Source organism: Pedobacter cryoconitis, assembly GCF_001590605.1.
In the GTDB taxonomy this organism is placed as follows: Bacteria; Bacteroidota; Bacteroidia; order Sphingobacteriales; family Sphingobacteriaceae; genus Pedobacter; species Pedobacter cryoconitis_A.
Genome location: NZ_CP014504.1, coordinates 3,166,275 through 3,185,259, shown reverse-complemented (window position 1 = coordinate 3,185,259; position 18,985 = coordinate 3,166,275). Strand labels below are relative to the sequence as shown.

Genomic DNA, 18,985 nt, shown 5'->3' with positions numbered 1-18,985 from the left:
ATTTATGAAAAGGAATATAGCAATATGGGGATTAATGACGGGGCTGTTTTTATTTACTGCTAAACAGTCTAACGCGCAATTGAATCCGCTGGCAGCAATGTATTATCAGAATCAATATCTGGGTAATCCTGCAATGGTTGGAATTGACAGAGGCCTGGCTTTTAACCTGGGTTATCGCGCACAATGGAATGGAACACCTGGATCACCTGTTACCCAATCGGTAACAGGTAATTACGGGGTTACTGATAGAATGGGATTAGGTATTAATGTGAGTAATGATAAAATTGGATTACAGCGCTGGACAAGGGCAGTAGCATCTTATGCTTATCATTTACCACTGAATGGAAATGGAGATCAATTACATTTTGGTTTATCTTTTGGTTTCTCTAATGAGAGATTGAATGAAAACTTGGTGAATGGTGATCCGACTGATGTGGGTATCAGTCAGTATAATCAGCGTTCAACTTATATTGATGGTGATTTTGGTATTGCTTATACGGCAAACAGACTTACTTTACAGGCTGCGTTACCTAATCTGAAAAGTGTGTTCCATAAAAATGACCTCAATAATCTGGTAGACCAGTCTACCTTCTATACCGCAGCTAGTTACCGGTTGTCACTTAGTGAAGGTGAAGAAGGGGTCGATGTTGAACCTAAAGTAGCTTTAAGAGGTGTAAAAGGATACAAAGATATATTTGACGCAGGTGCAAATCTTGTTTTTGCCAATAAAAGAGTCAATGTATATGGCCTGTACCACTCTACAGAAAGTTATACTTTCGGTGTGGGCATGCAATACCAGGGATTGAACCTGAGTGGTTCTTATACTTCCGGTACTTCGGCATTAAGAGGTTACGTTGATGGTAATTTTGAGCTGAGCTTAAGGATACGCGTGTTTTAGGGATTTATGATAGCATAAACGCTGTTAACAGAGAGGTGGGGCTATGCGTGCTGAAAGTATATAATACTTAAGGTACCATAGCCCCATTCTTTTAGCTGCGGATTGATGATAAAAATATGCCTTAAAACAAAATATATCAATTTTTCGTTTTAGTGTGCAGTATTCAAACAGAATTTTTAAATATATTTGAACCTTTCAGACACTATAGAGTCTATCCTTTGATGAAAATACAAAAAACAGTGAATATCTTAATTAAAATTACCCTGATGCTGGTCATTATTTTTGGCTTAAACGGACGAGTAATTGCCAGATATGCGGATGGTTTTTTTCATAAAGGTGCTTCTACTGAGATAGGGAATTTAAAAACTCCAATGTGCAGGGCTAAAGTTATGCATTGCAGATTACTTTGTTTTGAAGAGGATTTTCAACAGGTTATTTTACCACCTGCAAATTTTAAAATTGATTTGGTACCACCTGTTCTTGTCGTTGTACAAGCTTACCGGGTGTTATATACTACAAAAAGTCTAAATGGCCATGAATTCCGGCTGCTCCCGCTGCGTGCCCCTCCTTATTGCTAACATAACTTAACAGGGGATTTTATTCTTTCTGTTTTTTTAATTCCAGTTAACCCCCTAAGGGTTAATGTGGTTATCTTGTATATGGTCAATTTTATTGGCTATGACTCTTTCTGAAGACGACATGAACACTTTCAAAACTCCTTTAGCCATCCTGGCTTCCCTGGTTATATTTTCCTCTTGTGGAAATAATAAAGGTAAAGATAAGACAGCCGATCAGGTTAAACCCTATCCTGTGATTACGCTTGCTTCCAAAATAGCCGATATCTATTCCGATTATCCTGCAACTATACAGGGAATACAGAATATTGAAATACGTCCAAAAATAGATGGATATGTAGCAGACATTTTTGTTGATGAAGGCGCATCAGTAAAAAAAGGTCAGCTTCTTTTTAGAATCAATGCGCCGCAATATGAGCAGGATGTGAAAACAACTGAAGCCAATATAAAAATAGCGCAAGCAGATGTCAATGCAGCAAGAATGAACGTAGATAAGGTAAAGCCTTTAGTAGATGAAGATATTGTGAGCCCCTATCAGCTGGAATCGGCAAAATATACACTTGAATCGAAACAGGGTGCCCTTGCACAGGCCAACGCTGCATTGAATAATGCGAAAACAAACCTGAGTTATACGCAGATTTTTAGTCCTGTTGATGGCGTAATTGGTATCCTTCCTTATAAAATCGGAAGTCTGGTGAGCAGTACTACTGCTAATCCGCTGACTACGGTGTCGAACATTGAAAGTATCTATGCTTATTTCTCGATCAATGAAAGACAAGGCCTTGACTTTTTTCTTGCCGCCAAAGGGGTGACCATGCAGCAAAAACTAACAACGTTGCCTCCGGTTAATTTGGTGCTTGCGAATGGAAATGTGCTGCCATCTGCGGGAAAAGTGGAAACTGCAAGTGGTTTAATCAACGCGCAGACGGGGTCTATTAATATGAGGGCAACTTTCCCTAACCATGACGGATTGGTACGCAGTGGTAGCAGCGCTGTGGTCAGGATCCCAAGAACAATTAATGCTGCTTTGCTTGTCCCGCAAAAAGCTACTTATCAGATCCAGGGAAAACTATTTGTTTATGTAGTGGATAAATCTAACAAAGTGAACTCTGTGGAAATTACAACTACAGCCAGTACAGCTGATTCTTATGTGATACAGAAAGGCCTGAAAGTGGGCGACAGGGTAGTAGCAGACGGTATTTCAAACCTGAGAGAAGGATTGGAAATTAAACCAACAAATTAATTTAAGAAATATCAGCATATGTTAAAGCTATTTATTGAACGTCCGGTGTTATCAACCGTGGTCTCTATTGTTATAGTTACCCTGGGTATACTGGGCCTTGTTTCGCTCCCGATTTCCCAGTATCCTGATATTGCGCCTCCAACGGTTCAGGTCTCGGCAAATTACAGCGGTGCGAGTGCAGATGTAGTATTGAAGAGTGTAATTGTACCGCTTGAACAGCAAATTAATGGGGTGGAAGATATGGATTATATTACCTCGACTGCTGGTAACGATGGGTCAGGAAATATAACTGTAAGTTTTAAAATTGGCAGTGATCCGAATATGGCTGCCGTGAATGTGCAGAATGCTGTTTCCCGTGCTACTCCTTTATTACCTCAGGAAGTAACCAAGGCTGGTGTTACGGTTCAGAAAAAACAGACGAGTACCTTGCTGATCTTTTCGGTTTATAGTGATAATCCTGCTTATGATCAGACCTTTCTGCAGAATTATGTAGATATTAATATTGTACCAGAGGTGAAAAGGATTCAGGGGGTGGGGGATGCTTCTGCTTCCGGTCAGATGGATTATTCTATGCGTATCTGGCTTAATCCCCAGGCCATGGCTTCTTATGGATTAGTACCCGCTGATGTTACTGCGGCTCTTTCGGATCAGAATATACAGGCTGCTCCGGGCCAGTTTGGTGAGCGTGGAGGACAAGCTTTTCAATATGTCATTAAATATCCGGGGACACTGGCAGATACTGCACAGTTTGGAAATATTGTGATCCGTTCCAATGACCGGAGCCGTTTGTTAAGGCTGAAGGATATTGCAAGGATTCAGCTTGGGGCCTTAAGTTATTTTAACAGCACCAGGACCAATGGTCACCCTGCTGTATCTATTAACGTTGCACAGGTGGCTGGTTCAAATGCACGCGAAGTAATTCAGCAGACGCTTAAGGTAATGGATAAGGCTTCTAAAACCTTTCCTAAGGGGATACATTACGTTGTCTTGCAGAGTGTAGATGACTTTTTGACGGCCTCTATTGAAAAGGTGCTGCATACTTTATTTGAAGCATTTATACTGGTGTTTGTGGTTGTGTTTGTCTTTTTACAGGATTTTCGTTCTACACTTATTCCGGCTATTTCTGTTCCGGTTGCGATTATAGGAACGTTTTTCTTTCTGAAGCTATTTGGGTTTACGATTAATTTATTGACACTCTTCGCCCTGATCCTGGCCATTGGTATTGTGGTGGATGATGCAATTGTCGTCGTCGAGGCGGTCCATGCGAAGCTGGACAGTGGATATACTTCAGCCAAAGAGGCCAGTATTGATGCTTTGGGCGAAATTTCAAGCGCAATCGTTTCGATTACTTTGGTCATGTCTGCTGTATTTATTCCTGTTAGCTTTATTAGCGGGTCATCTGGTGTTTTTTATAAGCAATTTGGACTTACCCTGGCTATTGCAATCATCTTGTCAGCGATTAATGCGTTGACGCTAAGTCCTGCGCTTTGTGCTTTGTTTTTAAAGAGCCATCATGAAAAGGGCAAGGCTAAGCTGAGTTTCATGGAAAAATTCTATACAGCTTTTAATACTGCTTTTGAGCGGATGAGTACGAAGTATGCCAATACAATTGCCTTTTTTAGCAATAAGAAGTGGATTCCGCTTTCAATATTGGCTTTCTTTATGGTCGCCTTATTTTTCCTGGCCAAAAATACGGCGACAGGATTTGTACCAAATGAAGATTTGGGCGCAATCAATTGTAATATCAGTTTGCCGCCAAGTGCTTCGCTGGAAAGAACAGATGTGGTAACCCGTAAAATAGAGAAGCTGGCGCACACGATTCCGGAAATCAATAATGTACTGGCGATTACCGGGCGCGGACAGCTTTCCGGAACAGGAAGTAATTATGCAACGGTAGTGATGCGGCTTATTCCCTGGGATAAGCGAAAAAGAGACGTGCAGGCAATTATCAGTGAACTGATTAAGAAGTCTTCTGATATTACAGAGGCCGAGGTTAAGTTTTTTGCTCCGGCAACAATACAGGGTTTTGGAACGACGAATGGTTTTGCTTTCCAGTTGCAAGACAGAACTGGTGGTGAAATCCCAGCTTTTTATAAAGCAAGTAAGGACTTTTTATCGGCTTTGTCAGAGCGGCCTGAAATACAGTTTGCAACGACCTCTTTTAATCCAAATTTCCCTCAATATCTGATGAACATGAATGTTCCCAAGATCAAAGAGGCAGGGTTGAATGTGGTGGATATTACTTCTGCGATGCAGGGGTACTTTGGAGGGATTTATGCGTCAAACTTTAACCAGTTCGGACAACAGTTCAGGGTGATGGTCCAATCATCGCCAGAATACAGGATGACTCCTGAAAGTTTGAATGGGGTATTTGTACGTACGCCGGATGGACAAATGGTTCCGGTAACAGAGTTTTTTACGTTGACACAAACTTATGGGCCACAGGCAATCACCCGTTTCAATTTGTATAATTCGATCAGTATCAATGGAACGCCTAATGCTTCTTATAGTTCGGGGCAGGCAATTGCTGCAATACAGGAAGTCGCTGCGAAAACGTTGCCTGCTGGTTATAGCTACGAGTTTTCAGGAATTACCAGAGAAGAGCTTGCTGGAAACAGCCAGACGATTTTCATTTTCTTGCTTTGCTTAATCTTCGTTTATTTACTGCTGAGTGCGCAGTATGAGAGTTATTTATTGCCCTTGTCTATTTTGCTGACCATACCTGTAGGTACTGCGGGAGCTTTTATGTTTGCCCATTTATTTGGCATCAGCAATAATATCTATGTTCAGATTACCTTGGTCATGCTGATCGGATTACTGGCTAAAAATGCGATTCTGATCGTAGAGTTTGCTGTAGAAAGAAGACGCTCAGGTATGGAGATTACAGAGGCTGCAGTGAAGGGTGCACAGGCAAGGCTCAGACCTATATTAATGACCTCGTTTGCTTTTATATTAGGATTGGTTCCTTTGATGCTGGCTACTGGTGCCGGAGCAAATGGTAACCGGTCTATTGGCGTTGGCGCTGTTGGCGGGATGTTGATTGGAACAGTCTTCGGGTTGTTTATTACACCAACTTTATTTATTGTGTTTCAAACGCTTCAGGAGAAGTTGAAAAAGAAACCTGATCACAAATTATAATTTAATTACCGGAACTCGTAATTATGAACTCATACTTGAAAATTTATCTGCCTGTCATCGGGTTGATTATTGTGTTATCCGCTTCCTGTAAAGTCACTAAGCCTTATCAAAAACCGGCTGTCGATCTGGAAGGTTTATACAGAGAACATGTGGCTGCCGATACGGTCACTATTGCAAACCTGCATTGGAAAGAGATGTTCACGGATACTTTATTACAGAAGCTTATTGGTGAAGGTATCCAGCGGAATCTGAATTTGCAGGCTGCTTATTCGCGTATTCGTCAGTCTAAGGCTTATTTTGAACAAAGTAAATTGGCTTTTTTACCTTCTTTAAATAGTGATGCAAGTGCAATAGCGACAACTTCTTCCAATCAGAATAAAGTGAGAAGTGTTATCCCTTACCAGTACCAGGCTGAACTTACCACAAGTTGGGAAGCTGATTTATGGGGAAAACTGAGCAGTGCAAAACGTGCTAATTTAGCTGCTATGTTGCAAGCTGAAGCGAATGCGAGGGCTGTTCAAACTGAACTGGTTGCGAGTATTGCGACCAGTTATTACCGGTTACTGGCTTTGGATGATCAATTATTGATTACCCGGCAAAGTTTAAAAAACTGGCAGAGTACTGTCGATATCATGAAAAAGCTGAAAACAGCAGATGTGGTAACTGGTGCGGCAGTGGTACAAAGTGAGTCGAGTAAATATGCTGTTGCAGTTACAATCCCCGATCTGATGCAATCGATCAGAGAGACTGAGAATGGGCTGAACTTATTGCTGGGCAATGTGCCAGGGCCTGTAGCAAGAAGTAAATTTGATCAGATTCATCCGATAACTTTGTTGCAGACAGGTGTTCCTGTACAGTTATTAGCCAACCGTCCGGATGTACAGGCTGCGGAATATGGTTTTAAAAATGCTTTTGAACTGAGCAATGTTGCACGGACTTATTTTTATCCTTCGTTAACGATTTCGGCAGGTGGTGGCTATACGAGTTATAGCAGCTTTTTTGGCCCGGGATCTTGGATCGGTAGTTTAACTGGTGGGTTAACGCAACCTATATTTAATAAAGGAGCGAATAAAACGAGGTTAAAAGTTGCCCTGGAACAGCAGCAGCAAGCTGTGTTAAGTTTCCAGACTGCAATTCTGACTGCGGGGCAAGAGGTTTCAAATGCAATGTATTCTTACCAGAAGGCTTCAGAAAAGAAAATTACCAGGGCAAGTCAATTAGAAAATCTGGAAAAATCAGTGCAGTATACGCAGGCTTTGGTGAGGTATGGTTCTGCAAATTATACGGAAGTACTAACTGCTCAGCAAAGTTTTCTGGCTGCACAGTTGAGCCAGGTTAATGATCAATTACAACAATTACAGGCTACTGTTTCTTTATACAGAGCGCTTGGGGGAGGATGGAAATAACCTGTTAAGACTTCCATCTTTGATGAGACCATAACCAGTAGGAAGGATCAGTTTTAATCGTTTGCTGAAGCTCGTTGGCAAAGCATTTAGTGATTTCCTGGTTACTGGTTTCTTTTGGAGATTCAGTAATCAGGGAAAAACTTATTGCCCAGCAGTTATCAGGTTTCCTTTTCATCTCCAGGTAAACAACTACGGAATTGGTAGCAATGGCGAGCTTTTCTGCGCCGTTAAACATATGGGTAGATTGGTGCAGGAAATCAAATTTCTCCTGTTCACAGCTGCCTGGAAATTGATCGGCAATGAAAATGGACAGTTGTGGTTTGTCTTTTTGTTTTAAAAGATGCCTGAGTGCCTGGTTTGCAGGAACAAGTTGCATTCCAAAACGCCCTCTTACGTAATGAACCAGTCTGTCCATGAGTGGATTAGAAAGTGGTTTGTAAATTGCATTTACTTTAAAGGGGAGTTGCGCGGGGAGTATGTTTAAATATTCCCAATTGCCGTAGTGCCCGAGAACGGCAATAATGTTTCTGTTTTGCTGATGATAGCTGATCAGTAATTCTGTATTCACCAACTGCACTTTTTTATCCAGTTCCTGGCCACTGATAGAGAAGAGTTTAATAGTTTCAATGGCCATGCTCACGAGATGTCTGTAAAATTCTTTTGCAATTTGCTGGATCTCGTGGTAAGATTTAGCGGGCAATGCTCTGGAAAGGTTTTGTAAAACTACGCTATAGCGATACCTGAATATCCGGTAGGAAATAAAATAAAGAAGTCTTCCAATGGTTAATTCTGCTATGGAATGTGGAAGCAGGCTAACCAGGTAAATCGGAAAGAAGACAAAGGGGTACAGTTGATTGAAAAGTTTATTCTTCACAAGATTCATGAACAAGTTTTAAGAGATAAATAACGATGATGATAGCCAGGACCAGGGCAATCGATAGAAAGCCGCTGAACATAATACATGGGTGAATATGACTTGTCATAAGATTACTAAATTAGGGTGTGGGTTTATCTAGTGACAACCTGATTTGATTTTACCCTGACTCCGGATTGAAATAAATAATACTATTTTTATAACCTCATGCACAGGTCAGCAAAAATTAATTAACAATAGACATCATTGCAGGCAACAAAAGAGCTGAGGATGCCATACCAGAGAAATTTCACCCGGATTTTATGGTTTCTTAAAATTGTCATAAGCCAGTTGTAGTGTCTTCCAGAATACTTTATGTTGCGGGAAAATGGCTGTTTTTTTGTTCATATTTTCTTTTGTCATTCTAAAAGGGAAAATATGAACAGGAATTTGTACTTGTCCGTTGTTACTGGCTTCTAAAGCAATTACATAAACTTCTTTAATCTTATCGTCCGTTAAAGGGATGCAGCCGACGGTAAGCTGGTTGCCATGAATATAAATATCCGATCCAGGGTCTTGCTGACCGCTTCTTAACAGGTCAACTGCATTTGGGTAATTTATCCTTAAGGACAAGTAAAACCTGCTCTCGGGATTAAACCGGTCAATAAAATAAATGCCTTCTGGTGTTTGCAAGTCATCCTTTTTAGTCTTCGGTCCTAAAATGCCTGAATGTGCACTGAAATCATATGTTTTGAACAGGGTGTATTTAGCCTGATTGCTGTTTTTTAACCAGACTTCTAGTTTGCCTTCGCTTTTGTAGGCTTCCAGGTGTGCTTTGAATTTATCCTTAAATCCTTTTTGACGTAGTTCTTCTTTTAAACCAGCCCATTTTTGAGTGTACGCAGTTTTTACTCTTTCAAAGGTGAGTTGCTTTTGTTTGAAGTTGTTTTGAGCAGATAAAGTCTGAGACATCACAAAGAGTAAAATAAAGGTAAAAAGGCTTTTCATCACAGGTTTTATAATTTCCCCCGTTTCATCAACATATGTAAATGTTTTGCAGATAAATTAGGCGGTACTTTGGTGCAAATTAAGAAATATGAAACAATTATCAGGGCTTTTAATAGCAATGCTGTTTGCAGGTTCTGCATTTGCAGCAAAAATAGATACGGTATCAGTTTATAGCTAGGCTATGAAAAAAGAGATCAGCTGTGTTTTTATCACACCGGATCAAACAAAGGAGAGCAAAAAGTTTCCGGTTGTTTATGTATTACATCAGAAAGAATGGGAAACGCATATGGTGAATTATAACGTGTCTTCTTTGAAGAATAATGAATTAAAGCTGATGATTGATTGCGGGATTGATGATCCTTTGCTGGAAGTTAACAGGTCTTTACATGAAAAACTGATCCTACTTAAAATAGTACATGATTACACGTTGAGCGTCCTGGGGCACATGATACTGCATACTGGTCAAAAGCATCGGCGTTTCAATTGCTGTTTCTGCACAACTATTTTATCTAATCTCAAGCTAAATTATTATGAAAATTATTCAATCGTTATTAATAATGACAACACTAGGTTTATTTACCCAACAAGGTATAGCACAAGAAATTACAAATCCTAAAGGGCTTTATGATCCGCGTCCGCATGGATATTCTCACGTAGCTGCTGTTCCTGCTAACAGTATATTGGTATTTGTTGCCGGGCAGGCCGGAACGGATAGTAAAGGAGAATTGAGCACTGATTTCAGGACGCAAGTGAGGTATACTTTTGAAAATCTGGCTATCGCGTTAAAAAGTAAAGGGCTGCAGATGCAGCATATTGCCAAATTGACTACACTGGTTGTGGATTATGATGCGGATAAACACAAAATACTGATTGAGGAAGGTAAAAAAGTATGGCCAGATGAGCAGTTCCCGGTAAATACACTAATTCCGGTTTCCAGATTGGCTTTAGATGGAATGTTAATTGAAATCGATGCTACTGCGGTGATGGCTGCAGCTAAGTAATTGAGGATTGGTTTCAATTGGCAGGAATTGAATTCAATAAATGAAAACTAACGTTAATTAGGTGATGTTTTGACGTTAAGTAGCATTAATGGCTGCGTAACTGGTGTAGATTCCGGATGAAAAGTACCACCTTTGTATTTACGTAAATACAAGGATGGATTCATTCATTAAAGCATTAAATAGTTACGCGCCATTAGCTGCTGCCTGTGTTGCAGAGCTTGTCAAAATAGTGCGGAGTAAATCCATTCCAAAACAAGGCTTTCTACTCAGAGAAGGCAGTGTCCCAAAAACAGTTGCTTTTGTTAAAAAAGGTCTTTTCTCTTATTATTATACTACAGCGGAAGGTAATATTGTCATTAAAAAGTTTTTCGCTGAGCATTCATTTGTTGCTTCTACTTCAGCCATGCTTCAAAAGAAACCAAGTTTGTTTAATATTTGTGCGCTTGAAGATGCAGAGGTGCTGGAATATGATTTCTCTTCTTTTCAGCAGTTGATCGCAAAGTTCCCCGACCTGGCTATGTTCTATATTAAATATATGGAAAAGCATTGGATCGTAGACAAAGAGATACTGGAAATTACTGCAAAGTATCAAAATGCTAAGGAACGTTATTTAACCTTCCAGGTCATGTATCCTGGTCTGAACGAGCGGCTTAAACAGCATCATGTCGCTTCTTATCTCGGAATCACGCCAACGCAGTTGAGCCGTATCAGAAAAGAATTATAGTTTACGATTTGGGAGGAAACAATTAATCCTATCTTAGTTCTGTTAAAAAACAAGATTAAGATGTCAAATATTAAACTGATTATAGAAGAAAGAGCAAGCAATATTGGCAATTTTATGGTAGGCAGGTTGCTACCTTTTCGTGAGAAAAGAATGGTAGGCCCGTTTTCTTTTATTGATCATATGGGCCCGGTGTGTTTAAGTGATCATGAAAATCTGGATGTACCTCCTCATCCGCATATTGGCCTTTCGACATTGACTTATCTTTTTGAGGGCAGTATTATGCACAAAGATAGTTTAGGCAATGAAGTAGAAATTAAGCCAGGTCAGGTAAACTGGATGACAGCAGGTAGTGGAATCGTGCATTCAGAACGTACACCGGCATATTTGCGGCACTCAGATAAAATGTTGCATGGACTCCAGATTTGGGTAGCGTTGCCAAAAGATAAGGAAGAAATGGCTCCTGAATTTTACCATATAGAAGAAAATGAAATGCCGGTCTGGGAATCTGGTGAGGTTTCTTTTAAACTGATCGCAGGAGAGGCCTTTGGCAAAAAATCTCCTGTACCTGTTTTTAGCCCGCTATATTTTCTGGAATTGAAAACAACAACCCGTCAGACTGTTAAAATTGGTGAGTACCTTTATGGTGAAAGTGCTTTATATATACTTGAAGGAGCGATTGAAAGCGAAGGGAATGTCTATGGGCCAAAACAGATACTGATTGCTAAAGACAGCCAGCTTTGTGAATTTGAAATGCAGGAAAATACGAGCGTATATATTTTTGGCGGGGAACCATTTCCGGAAGAAAGATTTATTTACTGGAATTTTGTGGCTTCCAGCAAAGAAAGGATCGAACAGGCAAAGGCGACGTGGCTTGAACAGTCATTTCCTGCGGTTCCGGGCGAAACAGAGTTTGTTCCTCTTCCAGAACAGGGAAAACAAATCAAGCCTTAATATTGCCATTAGCTTAATGGCTTCATTTCATTTAGCAAATAAATAGCTTCAACGATAAAATAAACAAGATGAATATTGAACAGACCAATGACGAAAAAAAAGGGCTTTTTAAAGCGATTGAAGATGGGAAACTGGCCGGGGAAATGACTTATGTATGGGCAGGGTCAGATAAGCTTATTATTGACCATACTGAAGTAAGCCCTGATTTTTCAGGCAAAGGAGTGGGCAAAAAACTAGTATTGGAGGCTGTGGGATACGCAAGGGCTAAGCATGTAAAAATCCTGCCTTTATGTCCTTTTGCAAAGAGTGTTTTTGATAAGAATCAAGATTTACAGGACGTCCTGTTTTAAAAATAAAAAGAAATGAATACTGAATTTTATACGCAATTATATAAACGTGATCTGATCAAAGTTACGGAGGAATTGAAGAAGTATCCTGATGATCAGTCTTTATGGGAAGTATTACCAGGAACAACCAATTCTGGTGGTCATCTATTACAACATCTGATTGGTAATCTGAAAGCCTTTGTAGGCAATCCTTTCGGACATATCAATTATGAAAGAAACCGGGATGCAGAGTTTAATGAGCGGTTGTTTACGCAGGATGAATTGATCGTAGAGTTTGATCAATTGCACGAGGTTATTGCTGATGCGATTTCATCGCTGACAGATCAGGCTTTGAATGACAGTTATCCTGCAGAAATAAAGCTTGTTAATGAGCAGCAGACTGTGGAATATGTTTTAATCCATCTTTTAGCTCATTTATCTTATCACACCGGACAGATTAACTATCACAGACGTTATTTTATGACGCTCAAAGGATCAGTTTAATCATTAAAGCGTTAGGTCATTAATAGAAATGAAGACCTGAATCCGATAAGGATTTGCTTTTGCATTCCTTATCGGATTCAGGTCTTTTGAATTATAAATTAGTAGTATCGTTTGTTATTTTAGGTTCAGCACCAAGACTGTCCCTGGTATTCTTTTGCACAGCGATAGCGGCGAAAATTGTTAATACGAATGACATTGCATAAAATCCCTTTTCACTTAAAGCAAGTGTTGCGTTCCATAAGCCTATTGATAACAGTGCAAGTGATAGGATAGTACAGAACCAGGCTATTCCATAATAAATATTGGTTACCGGAATTCCTTCCAGACGATCGCGTACACATTTTTGTACAGATATTGCAGCAAAGACCCCTAAAATAAGAATGGTAAAGTAGTATCCTTTTTCGTTCAATAACATTGTTGCATTAAAAAGGCCAATGTTATAGGCTGCAAATCCTACCATTAAAGCTACCCAGGAAGCTCCTATAAATGCATTCGATGGTTTTTGGTTCATTGATCTTGAGATGATAATTGTTGATAATTTTAAGTTAATTAAACAAGTATAATTAATTGTCACTATATCTGACAGGTTTAATTATAATAAATTAAAAATGCTAATTTTGATATAGTCACAAAACGCTTGTTATGAAAATTCTTATAGGTCTGGGAGTACTGATACTTCTGCTGGTTGTTGTTTATTTTTCAGGCCCTAAGCCTGCTACTCCCGTTTATGTAAATACATTGCCAGAAGTTCCTGGTCAGCTAACGGAGCTGGATACCTACATTAATCAAAGAGAAGTAAAGCTTCCTGTTAAAACAGCTAATGAAGCCAGGATTGTCTGGGCAGATAGTACGCATAAAGAGCAAACTGAATATGCCCTGGTGTATTTGCATGGATTTACTGCAAGTCAGGGTGAAGGAGATCCTGTACACCGCGATTTCGCCCGGAAATTTGGTTGTAACCTTTATCTTGCCCGGCTGGCTGGACATGGATTGAATGATAAAGATGCTATGCTTGAATTTACACCAGATAAACTATGGGCTTCTACGCTCGAAGCTTATGCGATTGGTAAAAAGTTAGGTAAAAAGGTAATCATTATGGGGACTTCTACCGGTGGTGCACTGGCGTTGAGGTTAGCTGCGAACTTCCCTGAAATTAAAGGAGTTATTCTTTATTCTCCTAATATTGCTATTAATGATGGCTCTGCCTGGTTAACAAATAAGCCTTGGGGACTGCAGTTGATCCGAAAAGTAATGGGCGGTATGTATTCGAAGAAAAGTGCTGATACGGATCCAAAGGTATTACAATACTGGTATAGTCAGTATCGTCTGGAAGCTGTTCCGCAATTACAGGAATTTATAGAAACGTCTAATACTAAACAGACCTATGAACAGGTCAAACAACCAGTTTTAATGTTGTATTATTATAAGGATGAGCAACACCAGGATAAAACAGTGAAGGTTGATGCGATGCTGAAGATGTTTGAAGAATTGGGTACACCTGCTGCACTTAAAGTAAAATCGGCAATTCCTGAAGCTGGAACTCATGTTATTGGTTCTCCATTATTGAGTAAAGGCGTGCAGGCTGTGGAATCAAAGACTTTTAATTTTGCTACTGCTGTATTGGGAATGAAAGTTGTTCCTGTCGCTGGAAAGTTATAGGAGAATCTATTTTTTTGACGCTAACGTTAAGTTGATGTAGGCTAAATGGTAGTTGGTGTAGTAAATTTCTTTATCTGCTTTTTTATATAAATATTTATTGAACAATGAATATTTATATAAAAAGTATGAGACTTTTACTGATGTTATTTGCTTTAATTGTATTTATCAGTGCAGGATGCAAACAAACGACCGAATCTTTTACCTTTGACAGTGTAGTTGGAATGGCTTATTCAAATCTGACCACGATAAACAGGGTGGATACTTCTGATAAAATCGAAAAGTCAAAAAGCTTTAAGCCAGTTAAACCCAAAAAAGGGTGTAAAAAGATTGATTCCTGTAATAACAAGATTAATTGTTATCTCCGGGTAATGTAAACCAGAAAGATGTGCCTTTGCCAATCTCACTGTCTACGCCAATATTTCCTCCATGACGTTTAATGAGTTCTGAACAGATATAAAGACCTAAGCCAAGGCCGGAATACTGTCCTCCCTGGTATTCTGTGCGGTAATACCGGTCAAAAAGATAAAGTCTTTTTTCTTCAGGAATACCAGGGCCACCATCCTTTATGGATATTTTGGTCATCCCATTCTCTTTGGAGATAATCAGGTAAATGTTTTTGGACATCGGGGCATACTTCACGGCATTATTCACAAAATTGACTACAACCTGGTCTATTCTGTTTTCATCTGCAAAGACTTCAATAGTTTCATCCCCTTGTACAATGAGCTCATGTTTGCCAGCTATCCTGACATGAGCACAACAAGAATTAAGTAAAGCAGCTATATTAAAAGTGGATTTATTCAATTCTATCTGCCCTTCGTTGAGCCGGGTTACATTTAATAAATCATCAATCAGGCTGGTTACTTTTTCCATACTTCTGGTAGATTGGTCTAACAAAATCGGAAGCATGGCAGGGGATGGGTTATCTTTCATCCGCACTAACAATTGTAAAGCTGCTTTAAGACTGGTTATAGGCGTCTTCAATTCGTGACTTGCAATGCTTATAAATTCGTCTTTTCTTAATAAAAGTTCTTTGGTGTTTTCTTCCTGCGTTTTCTCGATGGAAATATCCAGTACAGTTCCAATAAAACGTATAGCTTGATTTTGACTGTTGAAATAAGCTTTACCTTTTGATTTTATCCAGCGTTGCTTTTGATCCTTTAATCTAAGAGATCGGTATTCGGTATTAAATTCTCCATCAGATAAACCCTTTAAGGCATCATTCATTTTTTGTTCCACCATTGCCCGGTCTTCAGGAGCAATATGAGCCATAAAAACTGATTGATCAATATAGTCGCCAGATGAAAGGCCAAATAATTCTTTGCAACGGTTATCCCAGATGAGCTCATTAGTGAAAGGATTAAAATCCCAGGCGCCTATACCCGCCGATTCAATAGCAAAATGTAGTCTTTCTTTACTTTCTTCTAATAACCGTTCTGCCTCTGCAAGCCCTTCTTCTACTTTTCTTTTATCCGTGATATCATGAATGGCCAGTAAGATTAATTTCTCTTGGTTGTGTGTATCAAATTGTCTGGCAGTTAAACGCATAATTCTCCGTCCGATCTGATGAAATAAATGATCGACTTCAAAGGCTTTGAAATGACCTTCCTGCGGCAAAATATTCTCTAATTGAAAACGCAGCGCAGGAATATCCCACTGTTTATTTCCAAGTTCATATAAAAATTCGCCCTGTGTTTCTTTTTCTTTTACTTTAAACATGTGAAAGAAGCCTTCAGATGCACGCAATACCTTAAGTTCTTTATCCAGAATGACAAGAGGGTCATGTATTGTGTTAAATATTTCTTCAGTATATTTTTTGGAATTGTTTAATTGCTCATTGCGCTTCAGAAGTTCAGCATTGACTTCCGTGATTTCTTCATTTTTCTTAAACAGATCTTCATGACTAAGTTCTATTTTGGAAGATAAATTTTTTAATTCAGTGATATCATAAAAGCTGATAATTGCCCCACTAGCTTTTGTACTGTTTTTTCTGATGTATGGCATGGTCATGATCTGATAGATCTTACCTTTTCCAGAGTTGGCTTCGCGTACAATAGTCGTATTGCTAAGCATCACTTTTTTAATGTCATCTATCCACCCTTCCATCTTAATATTGGTCGTAATATTGCTTATTGGACGTCCAATATCACTTTCACGGATATTAATATGCTCAACTGCTGCTGGTGAGAATTTTTTGAGCAATAAATCGTGGTCTACAAATAATTGCCCGTTTGAATTACTGCGGAAATAATTATTAAGGTCATCATTTAATTCTGCCAGTTCAGCGTTTGTATAATGTTGCTCTTTATTTATGGTTTGTAGTTCCTCATTTAAAGATTGCAATTCTTCATTCGCACTTTGCATTTCTTCATTGGCAGATAAAAGTTCTTCGTTAAAAGATTGCATGTTCTCATTAGAAGAAGCGATCCAGTCATGGGCCACTTCCAGCTGGTGCTTGGATTCTGCAAGTTCATTTTCCAGGTTAGTCACATATTCTGTAGTGAGCTCAGAAATGTTATTATCCAGGACATGGCTATCTCCATCTTTCTTGTCTTTTTTATCTAAAAACAAAACCAGCAACAATTTTGTGGTTGATCTGGTGATTAAGAAAGGCTTAATCACCAGATCAACGATGCGCTTTAACGGCTCATTTTTAATCTCAAATTCGAGGTTTTTAAGGATTACCCTTTGATCCAGCTTCAATGATTTATGAGCAGCTGCCTTAAAAGCAATGGCCAGGTGATCTGGGATCAGCTCATTGAGGTCAAAATTGAAAAGTTCATTTTTAAGATAAATTGCCGGATCACCAAAGGCGTAAATAACCTTTAAATTTTCATCTGTGCAAACACCCCTGAATCCAGATTCCTCTAATAGTGCTTTATTGATTTCATCTGTAGCAGCTAGTTTTGACAAAGGGGCTATAGTTTTCTTGCTGATTTCCATTGTAGTATTTTTTATTCCTTCAATAACAGGGGATGGAAATATATCAAACCGGATAGTACTTCCATTTTTATTGCGTTTAAGTATGTTCCATTTGCTGCTGATTTCCGTAAAGTTGTTTTGCAGCACTGCCGCACTTTCACTTGGCCCTAAAAATAGATAACCATCTTTTTTTAAGCCGAAGTACATCATGGAAAATACCTTTTTCTGCAAAGTGGTATTCATATAGATCAAGAGATTGCGGCAACTGATCAGATCAATATTACAATACGGAGGGTTTTTAGCCAGATCATGATGTGCGAAAATTAGCATTTTCCTGATCTCCGGTTTGACCTTATAATATTCACCTTCCCGGTTGAAGAACCTCAATCTGTCTTGATTTATACTTTTGACCATGGGGGCTGCATAAACTCCTTTTGAAGCAAATTCTAAAGAAGATTTGCTAATATCTGTTGCAAATATTTTTACCTCTGTTTGCAGTTGCTTCTGATCTAAATATTCTCTTACCAGTATAGCTAAGGAATAAGCTTCTTCGCCAGTTGCACAACCGGCAACCCATATTTTAATAATATCTCCTGGATTTTTATGATTAACAATAGCTGCGATTACTTTTTCTTCAATAATAGTGAAGGCATCCGGATCTCGGAAAAAACAGGTTACACCAATTAAGAAATCATTGGCCAGCAGCTCTATTTCTTCAGGATTTTGCTGTAAGAAAGTATAGTAGCTGGTAACATCATCAATGTGATGTTGTTCCATTCTCCTTTTGATCCTGCGCAATATAGTGGGATGCTTATAATTTGTAAAGTCAAAAGGCAGGGTTTCTTTGATTAAATTAATAATTTCTATAAGCCCGTTTTCACTGATTTCCTGCTCTTCAGAAAAGGATGATTCCATGATTTCTGCTTTTTTTGCATAACTTTCTATAACTCCAGGCATTTCTTTGGGTGATAGTATATTATCTGCAAACGAAGCAGCGATTACTGCCATTGGCATTTCTTTATAGGCAGCTGTAGCAGGATCCTGGACTATCACGATACCACCCGCTTTTCTGATGGCTTCTGCTCCTTTTGTACCGTCATTTCCGGTACCGGATAAGATGACGGCTATGGCCTTATTCCCTTGTTCTTTTGCTAAGGAAATTAAGAAATGATCAATGGTCATATGTGGCCTCTTCTGCTCTTTTTTATCAGATAAAATAAGCCTGCCATCTTTGATTTGCATAAAATCAGAGCTGGGTATCAGATATACTTTATTAGCTTCTATTTTAAGATCATTTGTTGCTTCTGCGATATGTAGTTTACTGTGCCTGCTGAGCAATTGTACCATCTGACTTTTAAAATCAGGTGAAAGATGCTGGATCACAATATAAGATACTGCATCTAGTGGGGTATAATCAAAGAAGGAGGAAATTGCTTCAAGACCACCTGCAGATGCACCAATGGCTATAATATATTGCTTATTGGGATTTATAGCCATGGTAGAAAATTATCGGGGAGAACGGTGTTGATGTATCCAAATGTAAACAATAATAGCCGTTGATTTTTTTGTTATTTCAAGGGTATGTGCTGTTATAGTATTGATTGAGGTTAAATATATTACGATCTTATAGCTGTTCGCGTTCTGAATAAGCAAAATATATTAATGCTGTATAGGAATAAACAGCTTTGGCTGAAGCCCGTAGTTTTTTCTGACAATCTGAACGTTTTAAGGTTTAACTGTGCTCCATAAAAAAAGAGTGCTCAAGTAAGCACTCTTT

The 18,985-nt window shown here is 39.0% G+C and carries 16 protein-coding genes; 12 read left to right on the top strand and 4 right to left on the bottom strand.

The window, feature by feature from the left end; genetic code table 11:
* Window positions 1-4: 4 nt before the first annotated feature.
* From AY601_RS13265 to AY601_RS13245, 5 genes are all read left to right on the top strand, one after another.
* A complete protein-coding gene (locus AY601_RS13265; RefSeq protein ID WP_232324592.1) occupies window positions 5-898 on the top strand; it encodes a PorP/SprF family type IX secretion system membrane protein in 894 nt (297 codons plus the stop codon).
* A gap of 221 nt (window positions 899-1,119) precedes the next feature.
* Window positions 1,120-1,476 carry a hypothetical protein gene (locus tag AY601_RS13260; protein WP_068401864.1) on the top strand — a complete coding sequence of 119 codons (357 nt, stop codon included), beginning with the start codon at window positions 1,120-1,122 and terminating at the stop codon, window positions 1,474-1,476.
* A 100-nt stretch (window positions 1,477-1,576) separates the two neighbouring features.
* Window positions 1,577-2,716 carry an efflux RND transporter periplasmic adaptor subunit gene (locus AY601_RS13255; RefSeq protein ID WP_232324591.1) on the top strand — a complete coding sequence of 380 codons (1,140 nt, stop codon included), beginning with the start codon at window positions 1,577-1,579 and terminating at the stop codon, window positions 2,714-2,716.
* An 18-nt stretch (window positions 2,717-2,734) separates the two neighbouring features.
* Window positions 2,735-5,854 carry an efflux RND transporter permease subunit gene (locus AY601_RS13250; protein ID WP_068401860.1) on the top strand — a complete coding sequence of 1,040 codons (3,120 nt, stop codon included), beginning with the start codon at window positions 2,735-2,737 and terminating at the stop codon, window positions 5,852-5,854.
* Between the two features lie 23 nt (window positions 5,855-5,877).
* Window positions 5,878-7,260: a TolC family protein gene (locus AY601_RS13245; RefSeq protein ID WP_068401858.1), complete on the top strand. Its 1,383-nt coding sequence runs from the start codon at window positions 5,878-5,880 to the stop codon at window positions 7,258-7,260.
* Between the two features lie 4 nt (window positions 7,261-7,264).
* Here AY601_RS13245 and AY601_RS13240 read toward each other — a convergent pair whose 3' ends face one another.
* Window positions 7,265-8,143, bottom strand: a complete 879-nt coding sequence (locus tag AY601_RS13240) for a lysophospholipid acyltransferase family protein (RefSeq protein ID WP_068401856.1) — start codon at window positions 8,141-8,143, stop codon at window positions 7,265-7,267.
* Between the two features lie 291 nt (window positions 8,144-8,434).
* Entirely contained in the window at window positions 8,435-9,121 is a 687-nt protein-coding gene (locus tag AY601_RS13235) for a L,D-transpeptidase family protein (RefSeq protein ID WP_068401854.1), read from the bottom strand.
* 557 nt (window positions 9,122-9,678) lie between these two features.
* Here AY601_RS13235 and AY601_RS13225 point away from each other — a divergent pair.
* The 5 genes from AY601_RS13225 (at window position 9,679) to AY601_RS13205 (ending at window position 12,627) form a co-directional block, all read left to right on the top strand.
* A complete protein-coding gene (locus AY601_RS13225; RefSeq protein ID WP_068401851.1) occupies window positions 9,679-10,122 on the top strand; it encodes a RidA family protein in 444 nt (147 codons plus the stop codon).
* A 154-nt stretch (window positions 10,123-10,276) separates the two neighbouring features.
* Window positions 10,277-10,846 (top strand): Crp/Fnr family transcriptional regulator, encoded by a 570-nt coding sequence (locus AY601_RS13220; RefSeq protein WP_068401849.1) that lies wholly within the window; start codon window positions 10,277-10,279, stop codon window positions 10,844-10,846.
* A gap of 60 nt (window positions 10,847-10,906) precedes the next feature.
* Complete coding sequence (locus AY601_RS13215; protein WP_068401847.1) at window positions 10,907-11,797, top strand: pirin family protein; 891 nt, start codon at window positions 10,907-10,909, stop codon at window positions 11,795-11,797.
* Window positions 11,798-11,835: 38 nt separating this feature from the next.
* Window positions 11,836-12,147 (top strand): GNAT family N-acetyltransferase, encoded by a 312-nt coding sequence (locus tag AY601_RS13210; RefSeq protein ID WP_257722247.1) that lies wholly within the window; start codon window positions 11,836-11,838, stop codon window positions 12,145-12,147.
* Window positions 12,148-12,159: 12 nt separating this feature from the next.
* Window positions 12,160-12,627, top strand: a complete 468-nt coding sequence (locus tag AY601_RS13205) for a DUF1572 family protein (protein ID WP_068401843.1) — start codon at window positions 12,160-12,162, stop codon at window positions 12,625-12,627.
* A 91-nt stretch (window positions 12,628-12,718) separates the two neighbouring features.
* Here AY601_RS13205 and yiaA read toward each other — a convergent pair whose 3' ends face one another.
* Window positions 12,719-13,138: an inner membrane protein YiaA gene (gene yiaA / locus AY601_RS13200; RefSeq protein WP_068401841.1), complete on the bottom strand. Its 420-nt coding sequence runs from the start codon at window positions 13,136-13,138 to the stop codon at window positions 12,719-12,721.
* 131 nt (window positions 13,139-13,269) lie between these two features.
* Between yiaA and AY601_RS13195 the strand changes: the two genes are divergently transcribed.
* Together AY601_RS13195 and AY601_RS13190 are read left to right on the top strand one after the other, a co-directional pair.
* Window positions 13,270-14,286 (top strand): alpha/beta hydrolase, encoded by a 1,017-nt coding sequence (locus AY601_RS13195; protein WP_068401839.1) that lies wholly within the window; start codon window positions 13,270-13,272, stop codon window positions 14,284-14,286.
* Between the two features lie 125 nt (window positions 14,287-14,411).
* On the top strand, window positions 14,412-14,660 hold the full coding sequence (locus AY601_RS13190) for a hypothetical protein (protein WP_157287899.1): 249 nt from the start codon (window positions 14,412-14,414) through the stop codon (window positions 14,658-14,660).
* Here AY601_RS13190 and AY601_RS13185 read toward each other — a convergent pair.
* Entirely contained in the window at window positions 14,635-18,705 is a 4,071-nt protein-coding gene (locus tag AY601_RS13185; RefSeq protein WP_068401835.1) for a chemotaxis protein CheB, read from the bottom strand. The genes AY601_RS13190 and AY601_RS13185 overlap by 26 nt on opposite strands.
* Window positions 18,706-18,985: the final 280 nt, after the last annotated feature.